At 72.3% G+C, this 26,036-nt stretch carries 26 protein-coding genes; 10 read left to right on the top strand and 16 right to left on the bottom strand.

The window, feature by feature from the left end; all coding sequences use genetic code 11:
- The first annotated feature begins 75 nt into the window (after window positions 1–75).
- The gene (locus ACIRU3_RS01085) at window positions 76–903 is read left to right on the top strand and encodes a DMT family transporter (RefSeq protein WP_404050517.1); all 828 of its coding nucleotides are present in this window, start codon (window positions 76–78) and stop codon (window positions 901–903) included.
- Window positions 904–952: 49 nt separating this feature from the next.
- Here the strand turns inward: ACIRU3_RS01085 and ACIRU3_RS01090 are convergent, their stop codons facing one another.
- Window positions 953–1,210 (bottom strand): hypothetical protein, encoded by a 258-nt coding sequence (locus tag ACIRU3_RS01090; RefSeq protein ID WP_404049590.1) that lies wholly within the window; start codon window positions 1,208–1,210, stop codon window positions 953–955.
- On the bottom strand, window positions 1,207–1,347 hold the full coding sequence (locus ACIRU3_RS01095; RefSeq protein ID WP_404049593.1) for a hypothetical protein: 141 nt from the start codon (window positions 1,345–1,347) through the stop codon (window positions 1,207–1,209). The genes ACIRU3_RS01090 and ACIRU3_RS01095 overlap by 4 nt, the downstream gene beginning before the upstream one ends.
- A 284-nt stretch (window positions 1,348–1,631) precedes the next feature.
- On the opposite strand from ACIRU3_RS01095, the gene ACIRU3_RS01100 reads away from it, so the two are divergent.
- Both ACIRU3_RS01100 and ACIRU3_RS01105 read left to right on the top strand, forming a co-directional pair.
- Window positions 1,632–1,910 (top strand): GntR family transcriptional regulator, encoded by a 279-nt coding sequence (locus ACIRU3_RS01100; RefSeq protein ID WP_404049596.1) that lies wholly within the window; start codon window positions 1,632–1,634, stop codon window positions 1,908–1,910.
- 17 nt (window positions 1,911–1,927) lie between these two features.
- Complete coding sequence (locus ACIRU3_RS01105) at window positions 1,928–2,182, top strand: GntR family transcriptional regulator (protein WP_404049599.1); 255 nt, start codon at window positions 1,928–1,930, stop codon at window positions 2,180–2,182.
- A gap of 12 nt (window positions 2,183–2,194) precedes the next feature.
- On the opposite strand, the gene ACIRU3_RS01110 is transcribed toward ACIRU3_RS01105, so the two are convergent.
- The gene (locus ACIRU3_RS01110; protein WP_404049602.1) at window positions 2,195–3,613 is read right to left on the bottom strand and encodes a PLP-dependent aminotransferase family protein; all 1,419 of its coding nucleotides are present in this window, start codon (window positions 3,611–3,613) and stop codon (window positions 2,195–2,197) included.
- A gap of 47 nt (window positions 3,614–3,660) precedes the next feature.
- Here ACIRU3_RS01110 and ACIRU3_RS01115 point away from each other — a divergent pair, with 47 nt between their 5' ends.
- Together ACIRU3_RS01115 and ACIRU3_RS01120 are read left to right on the top strand one after the other, a co-directional pair.
- Window positions 3,661–4,161, top strand: a complete 501-nt coding sequence (locus tag ACIRU3_RS01115; RefSeq protein ID WP_404049605.1) for a carboxymuconolactone decarboxylase family protein — start codon at window positions 3,661–3,663, stop codon at window positions 4,159–4,161.
- Between the two features lie 31 nt (window positions 4,162–4,192).
- Window positions 4,193–4,912 (top strand): isocitrate lyase/phosphoenolpyruvate mutase family protein, encoded by a 720-nt coding sequence (locus ACIRU3_RS01120; protein WP_404049608.1) that lies wholly within the window; start codon window positions 4,193–4,195, stop codon window positions 4,910–4,912.
- A 6-nt stretch (window positions 4,913–4,918) separates the two neighbouring features.
- Here ACIRU3_RS01120 and ACIRU3_RS01125 read toward each other — a convergent pair whose 3' ends face one another.
- From ACIRU3_RS01125 to ACIRU3_RS01145, 5 genes are read right to left on the bottom strand one after another with little or no spacing between them, the layout of a single operon-like run.
- Window positions 4,919–5,881, bottom strand: a complete 963-nt coding sequence (locus tag ACIRU3_RS01125; RefSeq protein ID WP_404049610.1) for an ABC transporter substrate-binding protein — start codon at window positions 5,879–5,881, stop codon at window positions 4,919–4,921.
- Between the two features lies 1 nt (window position 5,882).
- On the bottom strand, window positions 5,883–7,820 hold the full coding sequence (locus ACIRU3_RS01130) for an ABC transporter permease (RefSeq protein ID WP_404049612.1): 1,938 nt from the start codon (window positions 7,818–7,820) through the stop codon (window positions 5,883–5,885).
- The gene (locus ACIRU3_RS01135) at window positions 7,820–8,911 is read right to left on the bottom strand and encodes a glycine betaine/L-proline ABC transporter ATP-binding protein (RefSeq protein ID WP_404049614.1); all 1,092 of its coding nucleotides are present in this window, start codon (window positions 8,909–8,911) and stop codon (window positions 7,820–7,822) included. Before ACIRU3_RS01135 ends, ACIRU3_RS01130 begins: the two co-directional genes overlap by 1 nt.
- Window positions 8,908–10,440, bottom strand: coding sequence for a GMC family oxidoreductase (locus ACIRU3_RS01140; protein WP_404049615.1), 1,533 nt, complete (start codon window positions 10,438–10,440; stop codon window positions 8,908–8,910). Before ACIRU3_RS01140 ends, ACIRU3_RS01135 begins: the two co-directional genes overlap by 4 nt.
- A gap of 37 nt (window positions 10,441–10,477) precedes the next feature.
- Window positions 10,478–11,998: an aldehyde dehydrogenase family protein gene (locus ACIRU3_RS01145; RefSeq protein WP_404049618.1), complete on the bottom strand. Its 1,521-nt coding sequence runs from the start codon at window positions 11,996–11,998 to the stop codon at window positions 10,478–10,480.
- A 201-nt stretch (window positions 11,999–12,199) separates the two neighbouring features.
- On the opposite strand from ACIRU3_RS01145, the gene ACIRU3_RS01150 reads away from it, so the two are divergent.
- Together ACIRU3_RS01150 and ACIRU3_RS01155 are read left to right on the top strand one after the other, a co-directional pair.
- A complete protein-coding gene (locus tag ACIRU3_RS01150; RefSeq protein ID WP_404049620.1) occupies window positions 12,200–12,961 on the top strand; it encodes a hypothetical protein in 762 nt (253 codons plus the stop codon).
- Between the two features lie 46 nt (window positions 12,962–13,007).
- A complete protein-coding gene (locus tag ACIRU3_RS01155; protein ID WP_404049623.1) occupies window positions 13,008–13,907 on the top strand; it encodes a GNAT family N-acetyltransferase in 900 nt (299 codons plus the stop codon).
- On the opposite strand, the gene ACIRU3_RS01160 is transcribed toward ACIRU3_RS01155, so the two are convergent.
- Window positions 13,887–14,810, bottom strand: a complete 924-nt coding sequence (locus tag ACIRU3_RS01160; protein WP_404049626.1) for a LysR family transcriptional regulator — start codon at window positions 14,808–14,810, stop codon at window positions 13,887–13,889. The genes ACIRU3_RS01155 and ACIRU3_RS01160 overlap by 21 nt on opposite strands.
- Window positions 14,811–14,911: 101 nt before the next feature.
- On the opposite strand from ACIRU3_RS01160, the gene ACIRU3_RS01165 reads away from it, so the two are divergent.
- A complete protein-coding gene (locus ACIRU3_RS01165) occupies window positions 14,912–16,324 on the top strand; it encodes an MFS transporter (protein ID WP_404049628.1) in 1,413 nt (470 codons plus the stop codon).
- Window positions 16,325–16,341: 17 nt separating this feature from the next.
- Here ACIRU3_RS01165 and ACIRU3_RS01170 read toward each other — a convergent pair whose 3' ends face one another.
- The 5 genes from ACIRU3_RS01170 to ACIRU3_RS01190 form a co-directional block, all read right to left on the bottom strand.
- The gene (locus ACIRU3_RS01170) at window positions 16,342–17,292 is read right to left on the bottom strand and encodes a hypothetical protein (RefSeq protein ID WP_404049631.1); all 951 of its coding nucleotides are present in this window, start codon (window positions 17,290–17,292) and stop codon (window positions 16,342–16,344) included.
- 130 nt (window positions 17,293–17,422) lie between these two features.
- The gene (locus ACIRU3_RS01175) at window positions 17,423–18,412 is read right to left on the bottom strand and encodes a malate dehydrogenase (protein ID WP_404049634.1); all 990 of its coding nucleotides are present in this window, start codon (window positions 18,410–18,412) and stop codon (window positions 17,423–17,425) included.
- 329 nt (window positions 18,413–18,741) lie between these two features.
- Window positions 18,742–19,917: a DUF2690 domain-containing protein gene (locus ACIRU3_RS01180; protein ID WP_404049637.1), complete on the bottom strand. Its 1,176-nt coding sequence runs from the start codon at window positions 19,915–19,917 to the stop codon at window positions 18,742–18,744.
- A 503-nt stretch (window positions 19,918–20,420) separates the two neighbouring features.
- A complete protein-coding gene (locus ACIRU3_RS01185) occupies window positions 20,421–20,891 on the bottom strand; it encodes a DUF3017 domain-containing protein (RefSeq protein ID WP_404049640.1) in 471 nt (156 codons plus the stop codon).
- Window positions 20,881–21,735, bottom strand: coding sequence for a bifunctional methylenetetrahydrofolate dehydrogenase/methenyltetrahydrofolate cyclohydrolase (locus ACIRU3_RS01190; RefSeq protein WP_404049643.1), 855 nt, complete (start codon window positions 21,733–21,735; stop codon window positions 20,881–20,883). Before ACIRU3_RS01190 ends, ACIRU3_RS01185 begins: the two co-directional genes overlap by 11 nt.
- Window positions 21,736–22,012: 277 nt before the next feature.
- On the opposite strand from ACIRU3_RS01190, the gene ACIRU3_RS01195 reads away from it, so the two are divergent.
- Window positions 22,013–22,606, top strand: coding sequence for an RDD family protein (locus ACIRU3_RS01195; RefSeq protein WP_404049646.1), 594 nt, complete (start codon window positions 22,013–22,015; stop codon window positions 22,604–22,606).
- A gap of 82 nt (window positions 22,607–22,688) precedes the next feature.
- On the opposite strand, the gene purH is transcribed toward ACIRU3_RS01195, so the two are convergent.
- Window positions 22,689–24,260, bottom strand: a complete 1,572-nt coding sequence (gene purH / locus ACIRU3_RS01200) for a bifunctional phosphoribosylaminoimidazolecarboxamide formyltransferase/IMP cyclohydrolase (RefSeq protein ID WP_404049649.1) — start codon at window positions 24,258–24,260, stop codon at window positions 22,689–22,691.
- Window positions 24,257–24,895 carry a phosphoribosylglycinamide formyltransferase gene (gene purN, locus ACIRU3_RS01205; protein ID WP_404049651.1) on the bottom strand — a complete coding sequence of 213 codons (639 nt, stop codon included), beginning with the start codon at window positions 24,893–24,895 and terminating at the stop codon, window positions 24,257–24,259. The genes purH and purN overlap by 4 nt, the downstream gene beginning before the upstream one ends.
- A gap of 283 nt (window positions 24,896–25,178) precedes the next feature.
- Between purN and ACIRU3_RS01210 the strand changes: the two genes are divergently transcribed.
- Window positions 25,179–25,952 carry a hypothetical protein gene (locus tag ACIRU3_RS01210; protein ID WP_404049653.1) on the top strand — a complete coding sequence of 258 codons (774 nt, stop codon included), beginning with the start codon at window positions 25,179–25,181 and terminating at the stop codon, window positions 25,950–25,952.
- Window positions 25,953–26,036: the final 84 nt, after the last annotated feature.

The raw sequence follows: 26,036 nt of genomic DNA on the forward strand, positions 1-26,036 counted from the left end.
AGAGACTGGTGAGAACGGGCACCACGTCGGGTCGCCGGTTCGCCCCTCGCCTAGAGTCACTTCGTGCTCTTTGGAATGGTGTGTGCCCTGGCCGCTGCGGTCTGTTTCGGTACGGCGACGGTGTTGCAGGCGATCGCCGCACGGCAGGCCGGTACGGGCGGGGGCGGCGAGGCCGCACTGCTGCTGCGGGCGCTCAGGCAGTGGAGGTATCTGGCCGGGCTGGCGCTGGACGGGCTGGGTTTCCTGTTCCAGATCGCGGCGCTGCGCTCGATTCCGATCTACGCGGTCAGCGCGGCCCTGGCGTCGAGTCTGGCGGTGACGGCGGTGGTCGCGGCGCGCCTGCTGCGAGTGCGGCTGAGCGGCACGGAGTGGGGTGCGGTGGGCGTGGTGTGCGCCGGGCTCGCGCTGCTGGGGGTGGCGTCCGGACCGGAGGGTGACCGGGAGGGGTCGGACGCCCTGAAGTGGGCGATGTTCGCGATCGCGGTCGCCATGCTGGTGCTGGCGCTGCTGGGCGGGCGGCTGTCCGGGCGCATGCGGGCGCTGGTGCTCGGGCTCGGGGCCGGTTTCGGGTTCGGGGTGGTGGAGGTGTCGGTCCGCCTGATCGACTCGCTGCGGCCGGCCGAACTGCTCACCAACCCGGCGACGTACGCCCTCCTGATCGGCGGAGGCGCCGCCTTCATCCTGCTGACCTCCGCCCTGCAGCGCGGTTCGGTGACGACGGCGACGGCCGGCCTGGTGATCGGCGAGACGATCGGTCCGGCGGCGGTGGGCGTGATCTGGCTGGGTGACCGCACCCGTGAGGGCTTCAGCTGGCTGGCGGTGCTGGGGTTCGCGGTGGCGGTGGCGGGGGCGCTGGCGCTGGCACGGTTCGGGGAGGCGCCGGTGGCGGCCGAGGAAGCCTGAGGCCGCCACCTCGGTCCGCCGTCCGCCGAGTGCCCGTGCTTCCGCACGGTCACTCCCGGTCCGCCGCCATCATGCCGACGCAGTCGTCGAGCGCCGCATGCAACGGCCGCACGAGGGCAGCGAGTTCGATGTCCGATGCCTCGCCCGCCTCCAGTACGGCGCCGACGAGTGCCACCAGGACGGCGGCGGTCTCCAGGGCATGCGCGTCGGCCAGCGACTCCAGGAGTCCGCCGGGGCGCGTGACCACGAACGCCTCCTTGCCGGTGGCCGGGTCGACGCCGAGGCTGCGGGGGCGCCACGCGCTCATACGGCGGCCTCCCACGGGCAGTAGTAACGCCGCTCCCGTTCGTCCCGCTCGCGTTCCCAGACGACGACGTAGGGCCGGACCAGTGGCAGACCGTCGGCGGAGATGACGTCCGTCGGGTACGGCCTCGTCCTGCGCACGGAGGTGAGTCGGTACGAGGGGACCGTCGGGCAGGCGAGGAGGGGAAGGGGCGGGGGCGTGTCGGCGCGGTGCGCTCCGTGAGAAGGCAGGAAAAGGCTTAAGAATGCGGCCAGTAGGCTGCGCATAGGTCGACTCCTGGTTCGTCGGCTCAGCCCCGGCATGGAAGCTCTCACCCTTCCCGCCGGGGCGTTTTCTTTGGCTCTCATGGTATCGCCTTGTATCGCTTCGACGCGAGACGTATCTGAAGGAGCATGCATCAGCGCACTTGCTTAGCGTCGACTTCATGAACCCTGACGCTGAGATCGATCACGGCGCACCACTGACGCCGTACCGGCAACTCGCCGAGATTCTGCGTGCACAGATCCGGCGCGGCGACTGGCAGCCAGGACGGATGCTGCCGAGTGAAGCCCAGCTCGTGCAGCGATACGGGATCGCACGGACGACCGTGCGGCGCGGGCTCGGCCTGCTGGCCGACGAAGGCTGGGTGTACGCCGTTCCCCAGCGGGGGGGGTTCGTCTCGGACTCTCTGCCGCCCCTCCCTGAAGCGGGGTCGGCTTCCTGAGGCCCGGCGCCAAAGCTATGGAGCTTGACCGGACGCGCCCGCTGTGGCGTCAGATTGCCGCGGAGATCATCCGGCGCATCAAGGACGGCACGTGTCCGCCCGGAAGCCGCGTGCCGTCCACCCTCGAAATCGCCCAGGAGTTCGGCGTGGTGAACGCGACGGCCGCGAAAGCCATGCGTCATGTACGGGAACAGGGCTGGACGCGGGGCGAAGTCGGACTGGGGACCTTCGCGGTCGCTCCTCTTCCGCCCTCCCCCGAAACCCCCGCCTAGCCGAAGCCCCCCTCACGGCAACACCCTGCACAACGCCTCCAACGCCCCCGCCCACGCGCTGTCCGGCGGCGTCCCGTACCCCACCACCAGCGCGTCCAGCGGCTCGGTGACGGCCTGGGGGTGGCGGTGGAAGGCGAGGCCGTGCAGGGCCAGCCCCTGCCAGGTGGCGGCCTGGATCACCGACTGCTCGGTGCCGGGCGGCAGCCGCAGTACGGCGTGCAGGCCGGCCGCGATTCCGGTGACCCGGACGTCGGGTGCGCGGTCGGCGACGGCGGCGGCGAGGGCGTCGCGGCGACGCCGGTAGCGCAGCCGGGACGAGCGCACATGACGGTCGTAGGCGCCGGAGGTGAGGAACTCGGCGAGCGTCAGCTGGTCCAGCACTCCGCAGGTGTCGATCTGCCCCTTGGCCGCGGCGGCCTCCTCCACCAGGGACGGCGGCAGCACCATCCAGCCCAGCCGCAGACCGGGGGCGAGGGACTTGCTGGCGGTGCCGAGGTAGACGACCCGTTCGGGGTCGAGGCCCTGGAGGGCGCCGACGGGCAGGCGGTCGTAGCGGAACTCGCCGTCGTAGTCGTCCTCCAGGATCAGCCCGCCGGTCCGCCGCGCCCACTCCACGACGGCGGTCCGCCGGTCGGGGTGCAGGGGCGTGCCCATCGGGAACTGGTGGGCGGGGGTGAGGAGGACCGCCCTTGCGTCGCCCAACGCGCCTGTGTCGGTGCCCAGTTCGCCGTAGGGCAGCGCGGGCGTCGCGAGCCCCGCGTTCCGCAGCAGTTGCCGGTGGACGTCGAGCCCGTACGACTCCACGGCCACCGTGCGGACCCCGCGGGCCCGCAGTACGGTCCCGAGAATGCGCAGGGCGTGCGAGAAGCCCGCCGTGATCATGATCGTGCCGGGGTCGGTACGGACGCCGCGGGCTCGGGCGAGGTAAACGGCGAGGGCGGTGCGCAGCTCCGGGCGGCCGCGCGGGTCGCCGTAGCCGAGGGCTTCGAAGGGGGCCGTGGCCAGGGCGCGGCGGGCCGCCTTGAGCCACTCGGTGCGCGGGAAGGCGGCGAGGTCGGGGGCGCCGGGCACGAGGCTGTGGGCGGGGAGGCCGGGTGCACGGCGCCGGGGTGCGGTGCCGGCGGGCCCGACGGCACTCCCGCGCCGCCCGTGAGGAGTGGCGGGTACCCCCGCCGCGACCCTGGTGCCGGAGCCCTGGCGTGCGGTGAGCCAGCCCTCGGCGACCAGGTCGGCGTAGGCCTCGGCGACGGTGTTGCGGGCGATGCCGAGGTCGGCCGCGAGGGTGCGGGAGGAGGGGAGCCGGGTGCCGGGGACGAGGCGGCCGGTACGGACCGCGTCTCGCAGCGCGTCGGTCAGGCCGCGGCGCAGGCCGCCGGAGCCGGCCGGTTCCAGGTGCAGGTCGACACCCAAAGTGGCCCATGAATTCGCCATGGAAATGGACCATACTCCTGGGCTGCCTCGTACCTAGAGTCGACCACATGAGTACTGCACAGGAAACCGCCGAGTACGCCACCGAACACGCCCCGCGGCTGAGCTGGGCCCAGCACGCGCCCGACGTCTACAAGGCGATGGTCCGCCTGGACTCGGCCGCCAAGCAGGGCCTCGACCCCAAGCTGTACGAGCTGGTCAAGATCCGCGCCTCGCAGATCAACCACTGTGCTTTCTGCCTCGACATGCACACCAAGGACGCGCTCGCGGCCGGCGAGAGTGTCGAGCGGATCGTGCAGCTCGGCGCGTGGGAGGAGTCGCGGCACTTCTACACCGAGAAGGAGCTGGCGGCGATCGAGCTGACCGAGGCGATCACCGTGCTGACCGACGGATTCGTGCCCGACGAGGTGTACGACAGGGCGGCCGGGCACTTCGCGGAGGCCGAGCTGTCCCAGCTGATCGCCGCGATCACGGTGATCAACGCGTGGAACCGCTTCGGTGTGTCCACCCGGATGACCCCGGGCCACTACCGGCCGGGCCAGTACAAGTGAGCCACCGGGTCCCACCGGAGGAGGACCGGCCATGAGCAAGGTGGACGTGTTCCGCGCCCTGCACCACAAGCGTCCCCAGGGTGACCCGCTGGTGCTGCCCGGACCCTGGGACGCGGCGAGCGCCCGGGTGTGTGCCGAGGCCGGATTCCCGGCGCTGGCCACGCCGAGCGCGGGCGTCGCCGCCTCCCTCGGGTACGCGGACGGGGCGACACCGGCGGACGAGATGTTCGCGGCGGTGGCCCGGATCGCGCGGGCGGTGGACGTGCCGGTGTCGGCGGACGTCGAGGGCGGCTACGGGCTCGCGCCGAAGGAGCTGGTGGAGCGGCTGCTGGAGGCGGGTGCCGTGGGGTGCAACCTCGAGGACTCCGACGGGGGTGTCCTCAAGGACCCGCACGAGCACGCCGAGTTCCTCGCCGAGGTCCGCTCGGCCGCCGCCGACCGGCTGTTCGTCAACGCCCGCGTCGACACCTTCGTCCGCGGGGACGGCGACCCGGAACGGGCCCTCGAGCGGGCCGCGTTGTACGTGGCGGCGGGCGCCGACTGCGTGTACCCGATCCTCGCGCCGGTCGGCGTACTGCCCCTGCTGCGGTCCGGGATCCGGGGCCCGATCAACATGGTGGCCCGGCTGGACGGCGAGGGCCCCTCGGCCGCCGTGCTCGGCGGACTCGGGGCCACCCGCGTCACCTTCGGGCCCGGGCTCCAGCAGCGGGCCACGGCCGCGCTGCGCGAGATCGCGGCCGGACTCCGGTAGAGCGGCTCAGGACAGCCACTCCTTCCACACCGAGGGGTGGCCGTCCACCCACTTCTTCGCGGCCTCCTGCGGCGAGAGCTTCTGGTCGGCGATCATCAGGGAGACCTCGTTCTGGTCCTCGGTCGTCCACTTGAACTTCTTCAGGAAGGCAGCCGCTTTGCCGCCGGACTTCGCGAAGTCGGCGTTGAGGTACTTCTGCAGCGGGGTGTGCGGGTAGGCGCAGGTGACCTTGGCCGCGTCCGCGTCGCAGCCCTCCTTGTACGGCGGCAGCTTCACCTCCGTCATGGGCACCTTCTTGAACAGCCACTGCGGCGTGTACCAGTACGTCAGGAAGGGCTTCTTCTCCTTGGCGAACTGCTTCATCTGCGTGATCTGCGCCGCCTCGGAACCGGCGAAGACGACCTGGTAGTCCAGCTTCAGGTTCTTCACCAGGGCCTTGTCGTTGGTGACGTACGACGGGGAGCCGTCCATCAGCTGGCCCTTGCCGCCGCTCTCCGCGGTGCGGAAGAGGGAGGCGTACTTGTTCAGGTTCTTCCAGTCGGTGATGTCCGGGTGCTGCTTGGCGAGATACGTCGGCACGAACCAGCCGATGTGCCCGGTCACCCCGAGGTCGCCGCCCGGGGCGATCGTCTTCTTGTCAGTGACGTACCGCTTCTCCTGGTCGGGGTGGCCCCAGTCCTCCAGGAGGGCGTCGACACGCCCCTGGCTGAGCGCGTCCCAGGCGGGCACCTCGTCCACCTGGACGGTGTCGACGCGGTAGCCCAGCTTGTGTTCGAGGAGGTACTGGGCGACGGCCACGTTGGACTGGGCGCCCACCCAGGACTGGACGGACAGGGTGACCGTCTTCGAGCCCTGGGCGTTCGCGAACGGCGAGGCCTGCTTGGTCATGTCGGCGGCACCGCAGCCGGTGAGCAGCGCCAGCGAGCCCACCAGGGCGGTCGCGGTCCCGGCAGTCGTACGGATGCGCATGTCAGGCTCCCTTCCTCGCGCGGCGTTCGGTCGGCTGGGTCACCCGGTCGAGCATCAGGCCCAGGCAGACGATGGCCGCGCCGGCGACCAGGCCGGTCGCCAGGTCGCCCTGGGCGAGACCGAAGGCGACGTCGTAGCCGAGGGCGCCGGCGCCGACCAGACCGCCGATGATCACGACGGCGAGGACCAGGACCACGCCCTGGTTGGCGGCGAGCAGCAACGAGCGCCGGGCGAGCGGAAGCTGGATCTGCCACAGCTGCTGGCGGCCGGTCGCGCCGAGCGAGCGCGCCGACTCCAGCGCGGCCGGGTCGACCTGGCGCAGGCCCTGCGCGGTGATCCGGACGACGGCCGGGAGGGCGTAGACGACGGCCGCGGCGACGGCGGGCGCGCGGCCCACGCCGAACAGGGCGACGACCGGGATCAGGTACACGAACTGCGGCATGGTCTGGAAGACGTCCAGGACCGGGCGCAGAGCGCGTTCGACACGGTCGCTGCGGGCGGCGGCGATACCGGTCGCGAAGCCGAGGACGAGGGTGACGGCGACGGCGGCGAGCACCTGCGAGAGCGTGTCGAGGGACGGCTCCCACACCCCGAGCACGCCGATCGCGGCCATGGCGAGGACGGCGGTCAGGGCGGTGCGCCAGGTGCCGATCAGCCAGGCCAGCGCGGCGACGATGAGCAGCACCGACCACCAGGGCAGCCACTGCAGGCCGCTGCGGACGGGGTCCAGGATCCAGGTGGTGAAGTGGCCCGCCCAGTCCGCGGTGCCGCCGACGACGGGAACACCGGAGTAGAGGTGGGCGGTCATCCAGTCGACGGCGCGGTTGACCGGTTCGGCGATGCCTACGGTCCAGCCGGCGGGCCAGTCGAGGCGGCCGAGGAGGCGGGTGGCCAGGGCGACGGCCACGGTGGCGGCGAGGGCATACGCCCAGCCGATGGTGCGGGGCCGCGGGGTGCCGCCTCCGGCCGCGCCGGTGACGCGGTCCAGGACGACCGCGAGCAGGACGATCGGGATGCCGGCGGCCAGGGCCGCGCCCACGTCGACGGAGGCAAGGGCCTGGTAGACGCGGTCGCCGAGGCCGCCGGCGCCGATGACGGAGGCGATGACGGCCATGGACAGCGCCATCATGATCGTCTGATTGAGGCCGAGCAGGAGTTCCTTGCGGGCCAGCGGGACACGGGCGGTCAGCAGCCGCTGCCGGGCGGTGGCGCCGAGCGACTCCACGGCCTCCAGGACCTCGGGGTCGGCGCCGCGCAGGCCGAGCGCGGTGAGGCGGGCCATCGGCGGGGCGGCGTAGACGACGGTGGCGAGGACGGCCGCGGGGACGCCGATGCCGAAGACCAGGACGACGGGGAGGAGGTACGCGAACGCCGGGAGCACCTGCATGGTGTCCAGGACCGGGCGCAGGGCGCGGTCCAGGCGGTCGGAGAGACCGGAGGCGAGGCCGAGCACGGCGCCTACGGCCACGGAGGCGAGGACGGCGACCACCATCAGCGCGAGGGTCTGCATGGTGGGCACCCACATGCCGAGCGCTCCGCAGGCGAGGAAGGCGATCGCCGTGCCGGCGGCCAGCCGGACGCCGCCGAGGCGCCAGGCCACGAGTGCGCCGAACGCCGTGACGCCCGCCCAGCCCGCGGCGAGCAGGGTGAGGTAGACGGCGCGTACGGCGAGGACGACCGCGTTGCTGATGTGGCCGAAGAAGTAGAGGAACAGGGGGTGGCTGTCCCGGTTGTCGATGACCCAGTCGCTGGCGTCGGCCAGCGGCTTGGAGAGGTCGACCGTCAGCGCGTGCGGCCAGGCGCCGCTGCCCCAGCGGCTGTTGAGCAGGGGGACGAGGACCGCGGCGGCGAGCGCGAGCAGGAGGAGCTTGGCCGCGGCGCGGTTCTTCAGGAAGCCGGGGAGGGCTGTGCGGGAGGTCGGGACGGTGAGCGTAGCCATCAGACGGCCTCCGTACCGGCGTCGGCGGCGGCATGTGTGCCGGCCACCACGCCCAGCAGCTGCTGGTGGTCGACCACGCCCACGCACTTCCCCCCGTCCATCACCCGTGCCGGGGCACCCGCGCGGGCCACCGCCTCGATGGCCTCGGCGACCGGGGCGTCCGGGCGGACCGCCGGGCCGCCCGCCGTCTCCTGCGGGAGCGCGGGCCGCATGGCCGTGCGGCAGGTGACGACGTGTTCGCGCGGGACGTCGCGGACGAACTCACGGACGTAGTCGTCGGCCGGGGAGGAGACGATCTCCTCCGGGGTACCGAGCTGGACCACCCGGCCGTCGCGCATCAGGGCGATGCGGTCGCCGAGCTTCAGCGCCTCGGAGAGGTCGTGGGTGATGAAGACCATCGTGCGGCCCTCCTCGCGGTGCAGGCGGGCCACCTCGTCCTGCATGTCGCGCCGGATCAGCGGGTCGAGGGCGCTGAACGGCTCGTCGAAGAGGAGGACCTCGGGGTCGACGGCGAGTGCGCGGGCGAGTCCGACGCGCTGGCGCTGGCCGCCGGAGAGCTGGCCGGGGCGGCGCTTCTCCATGCCCTCCAGGCCGACCTTGGCGACGAACTCGGCGGCCCGCTCACGCCGCTCGGATCTGCCGAGGCCCTGGATCTCCAGGCCGTAGGCCACGTTGTCCAGGACCGTGCGGTGCGGGAGCAGGCCGAAGTGCTGGAAGACCATGGCGGCACGGTGCCGGCGCAGTTCGCGCAGGCGGGCCTTGTCCATGGCGCGCACGTCCTCGCCGTCGATGGCGATGGAGCCGGCCGTCGGCTCGATCAGCCGCGTCAGACAGCGCACGAGGGTGGACTTGCCGGAGCCGGACAGGCCCATCACCACGAAGACCTCGCCTCTGCGGACGTCGAAGGAGACGTCCCGGACGGCGGCCGTGCAGCCGGTGCGGGAGCGCAGTTCGGCGGGGTCGAGCGTGCTGAGTCCGGGGTCGGCCGGGATGCGGTCGGCCTTCGGGCCGAAGACCTTCCACAGGCCGTCCACGGAGAAGACGGGAGCGTCGGTGGTGGGGGGCTTGCGGGTGGGAACGGTGAGCGTCATCGCGCATCACTTCCGATCAGGTCGACGGCTTTCTCCCCGACCATGAGCACCCCGATCATCGGGTTCACGGCGGGCATGGTCGGGAAGACGGAGGCGTCGGCGATACGGATGCCGTCGAGGCCGCGGATCCTCAGGTCCGGGTCCACCACGGCGAGTTCGTCGTCGACGGCGCCCATCCGGCAGGTGCCGGCCGGGTGGTAGACGGTGTGCGCGACCTTGCGGGCGTACTCGCTCAGCTCGGCGTCGCCCAGGATCTCGGGACCCGGGCAGACCTCGCGCTTGAGCCAGCCCGCCAGCGGCTCGGCCTCGGCGATCTCGCGGGCGATGCGGATGCCGTCGACCAGGGTCCTGGCGTCGTAGTCGTCCTCGTCGGTGAAGTACCGGAAGTCCAGCGCGGGCTTCACGGAGGGGTCGGCGCTGGTGAGGTAGAGACGGCCGCGGCTCTTCGGCTTCGGGATGTTGGGGGTCATCGAGACGCCGTACTGCGGGCGCTCGTAGCCGAGGCGCTCCGGATTGTCCGTGAACGGGATCTGGTAGAAGTGGAACATCAGGTCCGGGCCCGCGTGTCCGGGGTCCCGGCGCACGAACAGGCCCGCGTCGGAGTCCATCGCGGAGTTCTCCGGGATCGGTCCGTGGGTCTCCCAGACGATGACCGACTCGGGGTGGTCGACCAGGTTCTCGCCGACACCCGGCAGGTCGTGCACGGCGGGGATGCCGAGCGCCTCCAGGTCCTCGCGGGGGCCGATGCCCGAGTGCAGCAGCAGGCGGGGCGTGTCGACGGCGCCCGCGCACAGGACGACCTCGCCCCGGGCCCGTATCAGCAGGTCCTCGCCGTCCTTGGTGCGCACGTGCACGCCCTCGGCGCGGGTGCCGTTCAGCTCCAGCCGGTGCGCCCAGGTCTCCAGGAAGAGGTGGAGGTTCGGGCGCTCGTCCATCACCGGGTGCAGGTAGGCCACCGAGGCGGAGGAGCGCTTGTTGTTCTCGGGGTGGTAGGCGAGGTCGAAGAAGCCGACGCCCTCGGCGAAGGGCTTGCGGTTGAAGCCCTCGACGCGCGGGACTCCGAGCGCCGACTGTGCGGCGTCCACGAAGTCGCGGGCGATGGCGTTCCGGTCCTTCTCGTCCACGGAGACGATGTTGTTGAGGAGGCGGGCGAAGTAAGCCTCCATCGGGACGGCACCCCAGCCCTTGGCACCGGCCGACTCCCACTCGTCCCAGTCGGAGGGGAGCGGCTTGAAGGAGATCAGGGTGTTGTGGGAGGAGCAGCCGCCGAGGACGCGGGCCCGGCTGTGCCGGATGTGGGAGTTGCCGCGGGGCTGTTCGGTGGTCGGGTAGTCGTAGTCGAGGTCGCCGCCGAGCAGGCCCATCCAGCGGCGCAGGGTGAGCACGTCGTCGCGGTCGACGTCGCTGGGGCCGCCCTCGATGACGGCGACGGTGACGTCCGGGTTCTCGGTGAGGCGGGAGGCGATGACGGAGCCTGCGGTGCCGCCGCCGACGACGACGTAGTCGTACAGGTGGGGGGTGTGGGACATGGTGGTGCCTACTCCGGAAGCTCGAAGGGGACGGGGGTCAGCCGGCGAACCAGCGCACGGGCTTCGGCGCCAGGTTCTGGTACACGTGCTTGGTCTCGCGGTATTCGGCGAGCCCGGCCGGCCCCAGCTCGCGGCCGGTGCCGCTCCTGCCGAAGCCGCCCCACTCCGCCTGCGGCAGGTAGGGGTGGAAGTCGTTGATCCAGACGGTGCCGTGGCGCAGCCGGCCCGCGACCCGCCGGGCCCGGCCGGCGTCGGCGGTCCAGACGCCGCCCGCGAGCCCGTACTCGGTGTCGTTGGCGAGGAACACCGCCTCCTCCTCCGTGCGGAACGTCTCGACGGTGAGGACCGGGCCGAACACCTCCTCGCGTACGACCTTCATCTCGCGGTGGCAGTGGTCGAGGACGGTCGGCTCGTAGAAGTAGCCGGACTCGGGCCTGGCCTCGCCGGGCGAGGGCCGCTTGCCGCCGCAGCGCAGCACCGCGCCCTCGGCCAGCGCGGCGGCGACGTACCCCTCGACCTTGGCGCGCTGCTGCTCGGAGACGAGCGGGCCGCACTCGACGCCGTCCTCGGTGCCGCGGCCGAGCCTGATCTTCTGGGCGCGGCGGGCGAGTTCGGTGACGAAGCGGTCGCGGACGGACTCCTCGACGATGAGGCGGGCGCCGGCCGAGCAGACCTGGCCGCTGTGGATGAAGGCCGCGTTGAGAGCCTGGTCGACGGCGGTGTCGAAGCCCTCCTCGGTGGCACAGGCGTCGGCGAAGACCACGTTGGGGTTCTTGCCGCCGAGTTCGAGGGCGACCTTCTTGACCGTCGGGGCGGCCGCCTGGGCGACCTTGGTGCCGCTGACCAGACCGCCGGTGAAGGAGACCAGGTCGACGCCGGGGTGTTCGGCGAGGCGGGCGCCGACGGTGTGGCCCGGTCCGGTGACCAGGTTGGCGACCCCTGCGGGCAGGCCGGCCTCGGTCAGCAGGTCGATCAGCGCGATCGTCGTCAGCGGGGTGATCTCGCTGGGCTTGATCACGAAGGTGTTGCCGGCGGCGAGTGCCGGGGCGATCTTCCAACTGGCCTGGAGCAGCGGGTAGTTCCAGGGCGTGATCAGCGCGCAGACGCCGACCGGCTCGTGGACGACGACGCTGTGGATGTCGGGCGAGCCCGCGTCGACGACCCGGCCGGGGGCCTCGGCGGCGACCAGGTCGGCGAAGTAGCGAAAGGCGTCGGCGACACAGTCGATGTCGATGCGGCCCTCCTCGGCTGTCTTGCCCGCGTCCCGGCTCTCCAGCAGGCCGAGTTCCTCGCGGTCGCGCACGAGGAGGTCGGCGACGCGGCGCAGCAGGGCGGCGCGCTCGGCGACGGGGGTGCCGGGCCAGGGGCCGCGGTCGAAGGCCTGCCGCGCGGCCGTCACCGCACGTTCCGCGTCCTTCTCGTCACCTTCCGCCACCACGGCGAACGGCCGGGCGTCCGCAGGGTCGAGGATCTCGCGCGTCGCGCCGGAGGTTGCTTCCAGCCACTCGCCCCCCGCGTGGATGGTCGCCCGGGCCTGTCGTTCCGCTCTGTCCGCCATGATCGGTATTGCCTTCCGTTCCTGTTCAGTGCCCCTGCGTCACAGACGTGTCACGCTCGGGGACCGTGACCGCCTGCCCCGGTCCTTCCCGTCGCATGCGCAATCAATGGCCGAAAGTGTGGCGCGTCACTGAAAATGCGGGCGAAAAGGTACAAAAGTAGGCTGGAGAGGGGAGCTTGGGTTGATCACGGAGGTACCGCGATGGCCGGACGACCCGCGACGGCCGCGCTGATCGGTGCGGCGGCAGGCGTGACCCTGTTCCTCTCTCCCGCCGTGGCGACGGCGGCCACCAGGGACGACACCGGCGATCCGGGCGCAGGCGCCCTCGCCCGCGAGGCGCAGTCCCACTTGGTCCACACGCAGTCGCTCCACATGGCGTGGACGGACCGGGCCGCGGCCGCGAAGAAGGGGGAAGTGAAGTCCATGGACCTGTCCCTGGACGGGGACGGCAACTGCGTCGGCACGGTGTGGATGGGGGCCGACGGCGGTCGCGTCCAGATCGTCAAACAGGGGGACGAGGTGTGGATGAAGGCCGACAGCGCGTACTGGAAGGCCGAACTTCCCGGCCGCGAGGGCACCGCGGCGGCCGAGCTCTTCAAGGACCGGTACATCCACGGCACCACGCACGACAGCGACCTCAAGGACTGGGCCGACGTCTGCGACCTGCACGCCCTCCAGAAGGACCTGACCGACGCGTCCGTGGAAGAGTCGCTGACCAAGGGCGACGAGACCACGGTCGACGGCATCCCGGTGATCCCGCTGTCCGGCAGGGAGGACGGTGAGCCGTTCACCGTGTACGTCACGACGGACTCGCCGCACCTGCTGGTCGAGGGCACCCAGAAGGGCGACGACACCGACCTGACGGTGAAGCTGTCGGACTACGGAGAGCCCGTGCCGTCCGCCACCCCGTCCGCGAGCGAGTCGGTGGACGTGTCCAAGCTGGAGGATCTGGAGAGCGCCTGAAGCAGCGGCCATGGACCCGCAGCAGTCCTTTGACTAAAGTCAAAGAATGACCGCAGCAGCGTCGGCGGAGCAGGTCGCGGCCTTCCGCCGTTTCAACCGCTACTTCACGCGCCGCATCGGCGCCCTGGACGATCACTACCTGGGGCAGGACCGCCCGCTGGGCGAGGCCCGGCTGCTGTTCGAGATCGGCGAGGGCGTCGCCCTGCGCCAGCTCAGGAAGCGGCTCGGCCTGGACGCCGGCTACCTCAGCCGCATGGCGAAGGCACTGGAGGCCCAGGGCATGGTCCGGGTCGGGGTGCCTCCGCACGACAACCGGCTGCGGGTGATCGAGCTGACCCCGGCCGGCCGCGCCGAGGTCGGCGAGCAGAACCGGCGGGCCGACGCCCTCGCCGCCGGACTCCTCGACGGGCTCACCCCGGACCAGCGGACCGAGCTGACCGGGGCGATGGCGACCGCGCAGCGCCTGCTGCGGCTGGCGGGGATCACCGTTGCGGCCGTGGACGGCGCCTCGCCCGACGCCCGGGCCTGCCTGGAGGCGTACGCGGCCGACATCGACGCCCGTTTCCCGGAGGGCTTCGACAAGGCCGCCCTGGTCCGCCCCGAGGAGGTGACCGGGGGCACCGGCGCCTTCCTGGTCGCCTACGAGGAGGGGCGGCCGGTGGGCTGCGGGGCCCTCCGGCGGCTGCAGCCGGGAGCGGGCGAGATCCGGCATGTGTGGGTGCACCCCGCGGCCCGGCGGCTGGGTCTGGCGCGACGGCTGCTCGACGGGCTGGAACGGGCGGCGCGGGCACGTGGCCTGGACGTCGTACGGCTGGACACCCACACCGTGCTCACCGAGGCGCAGGCGCTGTACCGGGCGTGCGGGTACAGCGAGATCCCGCGCTACGACGACAACGTGTACGCCGGCCACTGGTTCGAGAAGCGGCTATCCCCTCCGGCCGGCTGACCACTCCCGCACCAGATCCCGGACACACGTCCGCAGCCACGCGTGTGCCGGGTCCGCCTCGTGGCGCGGATGCCAGGCCAGCCCGAGCCGCAGCGGCGGCAGGGGTACCGGCACCGGGAACGTCGCGAGACCGAGTGCCGACACCAGCGGCTCGGCCATGCTGCCGATCATCCCCACCAGATCGGTGTCGCGGATGACGAAGAGGGAGGCGGGGAAGGTTCCCACGCTGCCCACCACCCGCCGCCTCAGGCCGAGTTCGGCGAGCGCGCCGTCAACAGGGCCGTACAGCCGCCCCCGGCGCGAGACGGTGATGTGAGCGGCCTCCGTGGCGAAACGGTCCGGTGTCATCTCCCCCTCCAGCAGGGGGTGCCGGGCACGGACGACGCCGACCATCCGGTCCTCGGCGAGCGCCTCCACGCGCACCTCGGGCGCCACCGTGTCGATCACCCCCACTTCCAGGTCGGCGGTGCCCTCCCGCAGGAACGGCGCGTCCACATGACTCTCCGTCAGGAAACGGATGCGGATACCGGGCGCCTCCCGGGCGGCGCGGGCGAAGAGGGCCGGGCCGTGGGACGCGGCGACCGTGTCGTGACCGAGGATGGTGAAGGTGCGTTCCACCGTCCCGGGGTCGGCGTCCCGGCCGGGCCGGAACAGCGCGCGGGCCCGCTCCACCACCGCGCTCACCTCGGCCCGCACGGCCAGTGCGTGCGGCGTCGGCACCATCCGCCGCCCGGCCCGGACGAGGACCGGGTCGCCGAGCGCCTTGCGGATCCGGCCGAGGGTGCGGCTCATCGCCGGTTCGGACAGATGCAGCCGGCGTGCGGCGCCCTGGACGCTCTGTTCCTCCAGCAGAACGTCCAGGGCGACGAGCAGGTTCAGGTCCAGCCCTGTGGATTGCGTCATGCGCAAGTATCCCTTGCAAAGGTTGCACTGGAGTGCAGGTCGGGGGCGAGCCTACGGTGAGAGGGCATCCCACACCAACCGCCCAGCTCCCGGGAGGAGCCGTGCCCGCGCACGCCCTGAAACGCCCCACCCTGCTCGCGCTGTGCGCCTGTGTCCTGGTCGCCCAGAGCATGGTCGCCGCCATCAACCTGCTGATCCCACAGTTGAGTTCGTCCTCCCTGCACCCTTCGCACAGCGAGATCCTGTGGACGGTCGACGCCTACGTCATCGCCTTCGCCGGACTCCTCATACCGGCCGGCGCGCTCGGTGACCGGCACGGCCGCAAGGGCGCGCTGCTCGCCGGGCTCGGCCTCTTCGCCGCCGGGGCCGCGACCAGCGCCTTCGCGCCCGACCCCGCCGTACTGATCGCGGGACGAGGGCTGTCCGGCGCCGGGGCCGCCCTCATCACCCCCTCCACGATGTCGATCATGATCCAGCTGTCCGCCCCCGAACACCGCGCCCGGACCATGGCCGCCTGGACCCTGTCCATCGGCCTGGGCGGCGCGGCGGGCAACCTGGGCGGCGGCCTGGTCGGCCAGTACCTGACCTGGCGTGCCCTGTTCGCGGCGATGATCCCGCTGGCCGCGCTCCTCGCCCTCGCGGTGGCCGTCACCACCCCGCGCACCGACCGCTCCGAGCACAGCAACCTCGACCCGCTCGGCACCGTCCTGCTCACGGCGGGCCTGGTCGCGGTCCTCTTCGGCATCATCGAGGGACCGGCGTACGGCTGGAGCTCGGCGCGCATCCTGGGCTCGTTCGGGGCGGGCGGTCTGCTGGTCGCGTTCTTCACGGTCCACGCCCTGCGCTCGCCCGAGCCCCTCTTCGACCCGCGGGTCTTCGCCTCCGCCCGGCTGCGCGCCGCGTCCCTCGGCACGGCCACCGGCTTCTTCGGCCTGTTCGCCCTCTTCTTCGTCAACTCGCAGTACCTGCAGGGCATCAAGGGCTTCGACGCGGCCCTCACCGGTGTCGCGATCATGCCACTGACGTTCGGCATGGCGCTCGTCCCGAAGCTCTCCGCCCGCTGGGCCGGCCACCCGCGCGCGGTCGTCGGCGCCGGGCTCGCCCTGATCGGCCTCGGCCTGCTCGCCGCGTCCACCGCCGACGCGGGCACACCGTACTGGACGTACACCTGCTGGCTGCTGGTCATCTCGGCCGGCACCGGGCTGTCCATGCCCGCCCTGACCCTCGGCGTCCTCACCTCGCTCCCCGCCCACCAGGCGGGCCTCGGCTCGGGCCTCGGCACCACCGCCCGGGAGACCGGCGCGGCCCTGGGAGTCGCCGTCACCGGAACCGTGCTGTCCGCGCACACCGACCTGACCCACGGCATGGGCCCGGCACTGCGCACGGTCGGCCTGGTGGTCCTGGCGGCGACGGCCCTGGTGGTCGCGGGCTACGGCACCCGGACCACCACCCGCACGACCCCCGCGGCTTGCGAGGACCGGGCACCCTTACCGCCTCGCCCCGGCCGCTCCTGACGCCCTGTCCGCACTCCCTATCCGCAGGACGTGTCCGTGGGGCAGAAGGAGGCCAGGGCCGCGGTGAGCGGCGCGCGGACCAAGCCGTCGGACAGGTGCTCCGGGCCGCTGGAGCGGATCGCGTACAGCGTGCCGTCGGCCGCCCGGAAGCGGTGGTCGACGACCCGGCGGGCGCCCTTGTCCAGGTCGTCGTAGCGGTACGACAGCTCGGCCCAGGTGTCCGCGGAACGGCGGCCCAGGGCCCGGTAACCGGGCTCGCGGGAGTAGCCGTAGCCCGGGTCGTTCTCGGCGAGGTCCAGGGACTCGGTCACGGTGGACTCGGCCAGCCGGAAGATCTGCAGCTGGCGGCCGTCGGACGGGGAGTCGTAGAAGACCACCGCCGCCTTCTCGCCCTGCTTCTGCCGCCGGGTCCAGCCCTCGGGGACGGCGAGGGTGTAGCCGACGGGGTCGCGCACCAGGCGGTAGCCCGCGGGGATCCCCACGGACGGGGACGGAGACGGGGGCAGGGAAGAGGCGGCGGCGGACGAGGCCGAGACCGGGGCGGAGGCGGTGACGCCGGTGGCCGGAGCGGACGCGGAGGGGGAGCCGGGGCCGCCGCGGTCACGGCCGAGGTACCAGACCACGAAGCCGGAGCCGGCGCCGACCAGGACCATGGCGACGACCAGCGCGATCAGCCGGCCGCCCCGGACCCGCCGAGGCGCGGGGACGGGGTGGTACGACGGTGGGGGCACCGGGGCCGGTACGGGCGGGCCGCCCGCATGGGTGGGCGCGGTGGCCCAGGGCGGCGGAGGCGGTGGGGGGTCGGCGGGTGCGGGCCCGGGCGGGCGAGCCGGGGCCGTGCGCGTCTCCTCGTACGCCCAGGGCGGCGGAGTGCCCGGGGTCCCGGGCGACCAGGCCGCCCTGCCTCTGTCCTCACCGGGCCCGGATGCGTGCCCCTCGTCGCTGTTCCACCCGCTCCAGCCGCTCATCACGAACCCCCCGAATCACCCTTCCCTGCACTGCTTCTGACGGTAGCGGTGAAAAGGGGCGCGGGCCCCGCTCCGGACAGAACCGGAACGGAGCCCGCACAGGCTCGCGGCGAAGGCGCCGGAGTCGGACTCAGATGAGGCCCAGGGAGCGAACCGCCTCGCGCTCCTCCTCGAGCTCCTTGACGGAGGCCTCGATGCGGGCGCGGGAGAACTCGTTGATGTCCAGGCCCTGGACGATCTCGTACTTGCCGTCCTTGGTGGTGACCGGGAACGAGGAGATCAGGCCCTCCGGAACGCCGTAGGAGCCGTCCGACGGGATGCCCATGGAGGTCCAGTCCCCCTCGGCGGTGCCGTTGACCCAGGTGTGGACGTGGTCGATGGCGGCGTTGGCGGCGGAGGCGGCCGACGAGGCGCCACGGGCCTCGATGATCGCGGCACCGCGCTTGGCCACGGTCGGGATGAAGTCCTCGGCCAGCCACTTCTCGTCGCTGACGACCTCGGCGGCGTTCTTGCCGGCGACCGTGGCGTGGAAGATGTCCGGGTACTGGGTGGCGGAGTGGTTGCCCCAGATGGTCAGGCGCTTGATGTCGGCGACCGTGGAGCCCGTCTTCTTCGCGAGCTGGGTCAGCGCGCGGTTGTGGTCCAGGCGGGTCATCGCGGTGAAGCGCTCGGCCGGGACGTCCGGCGCGGCGGCCTGGGCGATGAGCGCGTTGGTGTTGGCCGGGTTGCCGACGACGAGGACCTTGATGTCGTCCGCGGCGTGGTCGTTGATGGCCTTGCCCTGCGGCTTGAAGATGCCGCCGTTGGCGGAGAGCAGGTCGCCGCGCTCCATGCCCTTGGTGCGCGGGCGGGCGCCCACGAGCAGGGCCACGTTGGTGCCGTCGAAGGCCACGTTCGGGTCGTCCGTGATGTCGATGCCCTGAAGCAGCGGGAACGCGCAGTCGTCCAGCTCCATGGCCGTGCCCTCGGCGGCCTTCAGCGCCGGGGTGATCTCCAGGAGGCGCAGCTTGACCGGCACGTCCGCGCCGAGCAGCTGGCCGGAGGCGATGCGGAAGAGCAGGGCGTAACCGATCTGGCCGGCCGCGCCGGTGACGGTGACGTTCACGGGAGTGCGGGTCATGGCGTTCTCCGTATGACAGCTGGCGGTGGGGCGTCACTGCCCCGGCGGATGATCGATCTCTTGGCGTCAAGAGAATCCAGCGGTCAGGCTATCGCGCATCCGGCATGCGAGACGTCCGGGGCCCTGTGGCTCACCCCACAAGTCGGACTCGGGCCTTGCAAAAAAAGGCGGCCGCCCGTCCGGGAGAGGAGGACGATGACGGCCGCCATTGGGGGGTACCGGCTGACCGGACTCCCGTGGGGGTACCGTTCGCGTGCCCGGGATCCGGCGAACCATGCCTGCTCTCCCGGAATTCCACCCGGATCGGTTCGCCCCCCTCTCCTTCCTGCCTACTTGGTGCACCCCGTCTGCCCGGAGGCGAGCGTCGCGCAGGCCTTGGCCTCGGCCGCGTCCTTCACCGCGACCATCGGCGTGTAGGCGATGGCGTCCCCGGCGGCGGTGATGTCACCCGTCTGGCGGGCCTTGCCGGCCGAGACCTGGACCTGGTCGCCCTGGGCCCCACCGGTGATCCGCCCCCAGGCCGTGCCGCAGGTCTTGCTGTAGCGGACCTCCAGGGTGGCGGTGCCGACGGTGGCGGTCTTGGCGGTGGTCACCAGCTTGCCGCTGCAGCCCATGGCCTCCGCGTCCTTGCCGGTGCAGGCGGAGCCGCTGCACTTGACCCCGGCGGGCAGGCCGGGATCGGTGCTGGCGGTCGGCGAGGGCGACTTGGCGGCGCCCTCGTTCTTGCCGCCGCGACCCTGATCGGTGAAGAAGTAGACCGCTCCGACGACGACAGCGACACCGACGACGCCCGCGAGGAACATCGTCAGCCGCCGCTTGCCCCCGGCCCCCCGGCCGGAGGTACCGCCGGCGGGCCGCGGCGCCTGCGGCTGCGGCTGCCCGTCGTACGGGTTCGGGGCCCCCGGGGTCCAGCCCGGACCGTCCGGCGGGGACGCGGGCCGCGCGCCGGCGACGGGCCGGCCGCTCGCCGGCGACGGGCCCTGATAGCCCGCCAGCCTCCAGGAGTTGACCCCGGAGTCCGTACCGCTGTCGGTGTTCTCACGCCCGTCGGCGTCGGACGCCGTCGGCTGCGGCGGAATGGTCGGTGCGACGCCCGCCGGACCGGCGACCCCCGGGGCCGCGGTGGTGCCGGCGTCTCTACGGGCCGTCTTGGTGCCGCTGGCCCCCTCGGCCTCGGCCGCGCCGAACTCCCCGAGCGCGGCGCGCGCCTGGGAGATACGGATCTGCTCCATGGTCCGGTCGTGTCGCATCTCCGCCCGGCTCCAGGCGCGTTCGGCCAGCTCCCACATGGTGGTGAGATGGACCGGATTGGTGCCCGTGACCTCGGCGAGCGCGACGATCGCGCCCTTGGGCGCGAGGAGCCGGCCACCCAGGTAACGCTCCCAGGACGTCTTGCTGTAGCCGGTCCGGTCGGCCAGCGCCGCGATGCTCAGGCCGCTGCGGTCCACGAGCCGCCTCAGCTGGCTCGTGAACTCCTTGATCTGCGGATCCAGCTCATCCGGCAAGGCTTTCCATCGAGGCATTGCTTCCCCCCTCTTTCCCCCCGGTTGGTGCTGTCGGTTCCCCGCGCCGTTCCCCGCACGTGACCCTCGCGCCGGTCCGGTCCCCCCGGCGCGGCCCCCTCTGGCTACCCACAGGGATGCGCTGACTAAGGATCCCAGTTCCCGGAGTGGGGGCGCACAGGAGCATCGCTCCTGTCGGTTGTGCACCGTCGCACGCCGACCGCCCCACGGTCCACCGGACCGTCCCGATTGGGCACCTTGAACACGTTAGCCCGGTTCTACGGGGTCTTCTTAACCTATCCCCGAACTGTCAACACATCGACACGGCGGACACACATGTGGCAGTGCGCGGACACCGTAGCGGAACGGTCACTTCCGTGCCACAGCGCACGGCCGGCCGTTGAACAGGCAGTTCACAGCAGGGAAGGCTGGATCCCGACGGCGGCTCGTCCTTACTCGGGGGAGGGGACGGGCCGCCGTCGCGGGCAGCTGCCGCGCGGGCGGCGCTACTTGGTGACCGTGAAGTGCAGCGTGTCCTTCAGGAACGGGATCTCCAGCCACGGCCTCGGCTGGGCCATCAGCGCCAGCAGGACGATCGCGAGGCCGAGGATGCCGTAGGTGGCTATGTCCGTGAAGCGCGAGCGGACGGCGAGCATGCCGACACCGGGCAGGATCCAGCGCATGACCGCGCCGGCCAGCAGGGCGGCCCCGATCAGCAGGGTGCCGTAGCGGAACACGTCGAGGGCGGTCAGCAGCAGGCCGAGCGCGACCGCGGACAGCACGACGAGCATGGGCCACTGCCGGGCGGGCGCCGGGGCGCCGCCGCGGGCGGCCCGGCCGCCGCCCTCGGGGCGCGCGGTGTCCCTGGTGAACAGCGGGAAGCGGCGCGTGACCCGCCGCGGGCGCCCCTCGACGTCGGGGGCGCTGATCGCGTCGCGCGCGGTCGGCTGAGTGCCGTGCGTGTCCTCAGCCGGCACTGCGCTCCGCCGCCTCGACCACGTTGACCAGCAGCTGGGCGCGGGTCATGGGGCCCACACCGCCCGGGTTCGGGGAGATCCAGCCGGCCACCTCGGCCACGGCCGGGTCGACGTCGCCGACGATCTTGCCCTCGGCGCTGCGGGAGACACCGACGTCCAGCACGGCCGCGCCCGGCTTGACGTCCTCCGGCCGGATCAGGTGGGCCGACCCGGCGGCCGCGATGATGATGTCGGCCCGCTTGAGGTGGGCGGACAGATCACGGGTGCCTGTGTGGCACTGGGTCACGGTGGCGTTCTCGCTGCGCCGGGTGAGCAGCAGCGGCATCGGACGGCCGATGGTCACACCGCGGCCGACGACCACGACCTCGGCGCCCTTGATCTCCACGCCGTAGCGGCGCAGCAGGGTGAGCACTCCGTTGGGGGTGCAGGGCAGCGGCGCCGGCTCGTTCAGGACGAGGCGGCCGAGGTTCATCGGGTGCAGGCCGTCCGCGTCCTTGTCCGGATCCATCAGCTCCAGGATGCGGTTCTCGTCGATGCCCTTGGGCAGCGGGAGTTGGACGATGTAGCCGGTGCAGGCCGGGTCCTCGTTCAGCTCGCGGACGACCGCCTCGATCTCCTCCTGGGAGGCCGTGGCCGGCAGCTCGCGCTGGATGGAGGCGATGCCGACCTGGGCGCAGTCGCGGTGCTTGCCGGCGACGTACTTCTGGCTGCCGGGGTCCTCCCCGACCAGGATCGTGCCGAGGCCGGGCGTGACGCCCTTATCCTTCAGCGCCGCCACGCGGGCGGTCAGATCGGACTTGATCGCGGCTGCGGTGGCCTTGCCATCGAGAATCTGGGCGGTCATGACACCATCCTCGCGGATGACCGGCCCCGGGTTCCAATCCGGGGCCCTGCCGCCCGACACCCGGGGGAGGCCCCGGACACCCTCCCGGATGTCCGTACATGATCGGTGATGTTGCACTTGCACAACGCATTGCGAATCCGGCTGGACAAGAACTCGCCTCTCCTACGACGATGAACGGCGCAGTATCGCGGTCCGGTTGGGGGGCAAACCGCTCATATCCTGACGTTCCTCCGTTCCTTCCGCGTCGTCCCCGCAGTGTCAACGGAGGAAATCCGCCATGAGTTTCGGCTCGCCCAACTCGCCCTACGGTCAGCCGCAGGATCCCCAGCAGGGCTACGGCTACCCGCAGCAGCAGCCCGGCTACCCCCAGCAGCAGCCCGGCTACCCGCAGGCCCCGCAGGGCGTCCCGCCGCAGCAGGGTTACGGCTACCCGCAGCAGCCGGGCTACCCGGGCTACCCGCAGCAGGGCGGCTACGGCGCCCAGCCGCCGTACGCGAACTGGGGTCAGCGTTTCCTCGGCACCCTGGTGGACGGCCTGGTCTTCGCGGTCCCCTACATCCTGGTGATCGTGGGCAAGGACACCCCCGCGCTGGCGGCGATCGGCGGGCTCGCCCTGATCGCGATCGCGATCTGGCAGCTGATCCAGGAGGGCCGTACCGGCCAGACGATCGGCAAGAAGGCGCTGGGTATCCGCCTGGTCAAGGAGGACACCGGCCAGCCGCTGGGCGTCGGCATGGCCTTCGTGCGCCGTATCGCGCACATCCTGGACAGCCTCGCCTGCTACCTGGGCTGGCTGTGGCCGGCCTGGGACTCCAAGCGCCAGACGTTCGCCGACAAGGTGTGCGGCTCGATCGTCATCCGCTCGCAGTGAGCTGAGCGCCTGAACGGAAAAGCGGCCTCCGGCCCCTGCGAAGGGACCGGAGGCCGCTTTCCGTTGCCCTGCGGGCTCAGGCTCAGTGGAAGAAGTGGCGCGTGCCCGTGAAGTACATGGTCACGCCCGCCTTCTTGGCGGCCTCCACGACGAGCTCGTCACGGATCGAGCCGCCCGGCTGGACGATCGCCCGGACGCCGGCCTCGATCAGGATCTCGGGGCCGTCGGGGAAGGGGAAGAAGGCGTCGGAGGCGGCGAAGGAGCCGCGGGCACGCTCCTCGCCCGCCCGCTCGACCGCCAGCTTGCAGGAGTCGACGCGGTTGACCTGGCCCATGCCGACGCCGACCGAGGCGCCGTCCTTGGCGAGCAGGATCGCGTTGGACTTCACCGCCCGGCACGCCTTCCAGGCGAAGGCCAGCCCGGCCAGCTCCCGCTCGTCGAGCGGCTCGCCGCTGGCCAGCGTCCAGTTGGCCGGGTCGTCGCCGTCGGCCTGGAGGCGGTCGGTCTCCTGCAGCAGCACGCCGCCGTCGATCGCCTTGACCTCGACCGAGCCGGCCGGACCGTTCGGGGCCTTCAGCACGCGGATGTTCTTCTTCTTGGCGAGGGCTTCCAGGGCCCCCTCCTCGTAGTCCGGCGCGACGATGACCTCGGTGAAGATCTCCGCGACCTGCTCCGCCATCTCCTTGCTGACCGGCCGGTTCACGGCGATGACCCCGCCGAACGCGGACAGCGGGTCGCAGGCGTGCGCCTTGCGGTGCGCCTCGGCGACGTCCGCACCGACAGCGATGCCGCAGGGATTGGCGTGCTTGATGATCGCGACGCACGGCTCGTCGTGGTCGTACGCGGCACGGCGGGCGGCATCCGTGTCCGTGTAGTTGTTGTACGACATCTCCTTGCCGTGCAGCTGCTCGGCCTGCGCGAGACCGCTGCCGGCGGCGTCGACGTACAGGGCGGCGGGCTGGTGCGGGTTCTCGCCGTAGCGCAGGGTGTTCTCGCGCTCCCAGGTGGCGCCCAGGAAGTCGGGGAACGGCGACTCGTCCGCCGGGGCGTAGGAGGAGGCGAACCAGGAGGCGACGGCCACGTCGTAGGCGGCCGTGTGCTGGAAGGCCTCGGCCGCGAGCCGCTTGCGGGTGACGAGGTCGAAGCCGCCGCCCTGCACCGCCGCGAGGACGTCGGCGTACCGGGCGGGGCTGGTGACCACGGCCACCGAGGGGTGGTTCTTGGCCGCGGCGCGGACCATCGACGGGCCGCCGATGTCGATCTGCTCCACGCACTCGTCGGGCGAGGCACCGGAGGCGACGGTCTCCCGGAACGGGTAGAGGTTGACGACGACCAGGTCGAACGGCTCGACACCCAGCTCGGCGAGCTGCTCACGGTGGCTGTCCAGCCGCAGGTCGGCGAGGATGCCCGCGTGCACCTTCGGGTGCAGGGTCTTGACCCGGCCGTCGAGGCACTCCGGGAAGCCGGTCAGCTCCTCGACCTTGGTGACGGGGACACCTGCGGCGGCGATGCGGCCCGCCGTGGACCCGGTGGAGACGAGCTCGACACCGGCCTCGTGCAGCCCGCGCGCGAGGTCTTCCAGCCCGGTCTTGTCGTAGACGCTGACGAGCGCCCGGCGAATGGGCCGCTTGGTGCCTTCGGCGGTGGCGGTCACTGGATAACTACCTTTCGTCCCTCAATGCGATGGCCGTTGCGGGCGAGCCGCCCCACGACCTCGACGAGCAGCCTTCGCTCGACTTCCTTGATGCGCTCGTGCAGAGCGCTCTCGTCGTCCTCGTCCCGGACCTCGACCACGCCCTGCGCGATGATCGGCCCGGTGTCGACGCCGTCGTCGACGAAGTGGACGGTGCACCCGGTGACCTTGGCGCCGTACGCGAGCGCGTCGCGCACGCCGTGGGCCCCGGGAAAACTGGGCAGCAGGGCGGGGTGGGTGTTCACGAACCGCCCGCCGAACCGGGCGAGGAACTCCTTGCCGACGATCTTCATGAACCCGGCGGAGATCACGAGGTCGGGCTCGTACGCGGTGACGGCCTCGGTGAGGGCCGCGTCCCACTCCGCGCGGGTGGCGAAGTCCTTCACCCGGCACGCGAAGGTCGGCAGCCCGGCCCGCTCGGCGCGGTCGAGCCCCTCGATTCCGGTGCGGTCGGCCCCGACGGCGACGATCCGCGCGCCGTACGACTCGGCTCCGGTGCGCTCGATCTCGTCCAGGAGCGCCTGCAGATTGGTGCCGGATCCGGAGACCAGCACGACAAGGCGCTTGACCGCTTGGCCAGCGGGGGTGGCGGCCACGGTGGGGCCCTTTCTCGGGGAAGCGATATGTCCAGCCGGCGGTTTGTACAGTCGTACGAATGCATCGCGCCCCGGAATACGGGGAAGTCTACGAAGCGGCCGACCGTCAGCAACGATACCGGCACTCCGGACAGCCCCCACGGGACGGGGGCGTGGCCGGAAGGTAGCGTTCGGGAGGAATCACGAAGGAGCAGCCTCGGGAACGCGGTCGTCGTGCGGTGCGTTCACGAGGTGGAAGCTCACGTCGGACTGACGCAGTCACCTAGGGGAAGACGCTCTTTTGATGCCCGATCGCACCCTGCGACTCCTCACGCTCCCCCCGCGCCCGGCCCAGGGCGGCGAGCGTGCCGCCGTGCTGCTGCGGGAGCGGCCGGCCTCGCCGCCCGAGGCGGCCCCGGGCGGGCGCGACGGCGACGGGCGCGGCGGTGAGCAGCAGGACGACAACCCGTTCGCGCCGCCGCCGGAGGGCACCCCCGACCGGCCGTGGCAGCCCCGCCGCCCCGAGGGGTCCTCGGGCTCCGGGGGCGGTTCCCACTGGGGCGGCCAGTGGAGCGACCGCCAGCCCGGCCGCTCCCCCGGCGGCTTCGGCGAGCGGCCCGGCGGCGGCCCCGAGGGCCCGGGCGGGCCGACCGGCCCCGGCATGCGCTGGGACCCGACGGACCCGGCCCAGCGCCGTGCGCGCTATGCACTCCTGTCCGGCATGTGGGCCGTCTTCTTCGTCCTCTTCGGCTGGCCGTACGTGGCCCTGCTGCTGGGCGCACTGGCCCTGTACTGGGGCATCAGCGCCCTGCGCGCCAAGCCCCGCACGCCGCCCGGCCCGGACACCCCGGCGCCCGCGCCCTCCCAGGGTGCCCGCCCGCAGACCACGGCGGCGATCGGCGGCCTGGTCACGGCCTCCCTGGCGCTGGCCCTGGTGGGCACGACCTTCACCGTCCAGTTCGTCTACCGCGACTACTACACCTGCGTGAACGACGCCCTGACCCACGAGGCCAAGCAGTCGTGCGACCAGCTCCTGCCGAAGGAGCTGCGGGGACTGCTGGGAGTCGGCGACAGCTGAGGGCCGCGCCTGCCGGGGCGGCCTAGGGCTGGCCTAGGGCCTGTCGTCACATTCCCGTCGTCGCCCGAAGGGCGGCCAGGTCAA

The sequence above is a fragment of the Streptomyces sp. NPDC101151 genome, assembly GCF_044768335.1.
Classification (GTDB): Bacteria; Actinomycetota; Actinomycetes; order Streptomycetales; family Streptomycetaceae; genus Streptomyces.

Coding starts and splice junctions, on each gene's coding strand:
- ACIRU3_RS01085 (WP_404050517.1), top strand. CDS start 76: ATGGTGTGTGCCCTGGCCGCTGCGGTCTGTTTCGGTACGGCGACGGTG.
- ACIRU3_RS01090 (WP_404049590.1), bottom strand. CDS start 1,210: ATGAGCGCGTGGCGCCCCCGCAGCCTCGGCGTCGACCCGGCCACCGGC.
- ACIRU3_RS01100 (WP_404049596.1), top strand. CDS start 1,632: ATGAACCCTGACGCTGAGATCGATCACGGCGCACCACTGACGCCGTAC.
- ACIRU3_RS01105 (WP_404049599.1), top strand. CDS start 1,928: ATGGAGCTTGACCGGACGCGCCCGCTGTGGCGTCAGATTGCCGCGGAG.
- ACIRU3_RS01110 (WP_404049602.1), bottom strand. CDS start 3,613: ATGGCGAATTCATGGGCCACTTTGGGTGTCGACCTGCACCTGGAACCG.
- ACIRU3_RS01115 (WP_404049605.1), top strand. CDS start 3,661: ATGAGTACTGCACAGGAAACCGCCGAGTACGCCACCGAACACGCCCCG.
- ACIRU3_RS01120 (WP_404049608.1), top strand. CDS start 4,193: ATGAGCAAGGTGGACGTGTTCCGCGCCCTGCACCACAAGCGTCCCCAG.
- ACIRU3_RS01125 (WP_404049610.1), bottom strand. CDS start 5,881: ATGCGCATCCGTACGACTGCCGGGACCGCGACCGCCCTGGTGGGCTCG.
- ACIRU3_RS01130 (WP_404049612.1), bottom strand. CDS start 7,820: ATGGCTACGCTCACCGTCCCGACCTCCCGCACAGCCCTCCCCGGCTTC.
- ACIRU3_RS01135 (WP_404049614.1), bottom strand. CDS start 8,911: ATGACGCTCACCGTTCCCACCCGCAAGCCCCCCACCACCGACGCTCCC.
- ACIRU3_RS01140 (WP_404049615.1), bottom strand. CDS start 10,440: ATGTCCCACACCCCCCACCTGTACGACTACGTCGTCGTCGGCGGCGGC.
- ACIRU3_RS01145 (WP_404049618.1), bottom strand. CDS start 11,998: ATGGCGGACAGAGCGGAACGACAGGCCCGGGCGACCATCCACGCGGGG.
- ACIRU3_RS01150 (WP_404049620.1), top strand. CDS start 12,200: ATGGCCGGACGACCCGCGACGGCCGCGCTGATCGGTGCGGCGGCAGGC.
- ACIRU3_RS01155 (WP_404049623.1), top strand. CDS start 13,008: ATGACCGCAGCAGCGTCGGCGGAGCAGGTCGCGGCCTTCCGCCGTTTC.
- ACIRU3_RS01160 (WP_404049626.1), bottom strand. CDS start 14,810: ATGACGCAATCCACAGGGCTGGACCTGAACCTGCTCGTCGCCCTGGAC.
- ACIRU3_RS01170 (WP_404049631.1), bottom strand. CDS start 17,292: ATGAGCGGCTGGAGCGGGTGGAACAGCGACGAGGGGCACGCATCCGGG.
- ACIRU3_RS01175 (WP_404049634.1), bottom strand. CDS start 18,412: ATGACCCGCACTCCCGTGAACGTCACCGTCACCGGCGCGGCCGGCCAG.
- ACIRU3_RS01190 (WP_404049643.1), bottom strand. CDS start 21,735: ATGACCGCCCAGATTCTCGATGGCAAGGCCACCGCAGCCGCGATCAAG.
- ACIRU3_RS01195 (WP_404049646.1), top strand. CDS start 22,013: ATGAGTTTCGGCTCGCCCAACTCGCCCTACGGTCAGCCGCAGGATCCC.
- ACIRU3_RS01210 (WP_404049653.1), top strand. CDS start 25,179: ATGCCCGATCGCACCCTGCGACTCCTCACGCTCCCCCCGCGCCCGGCC.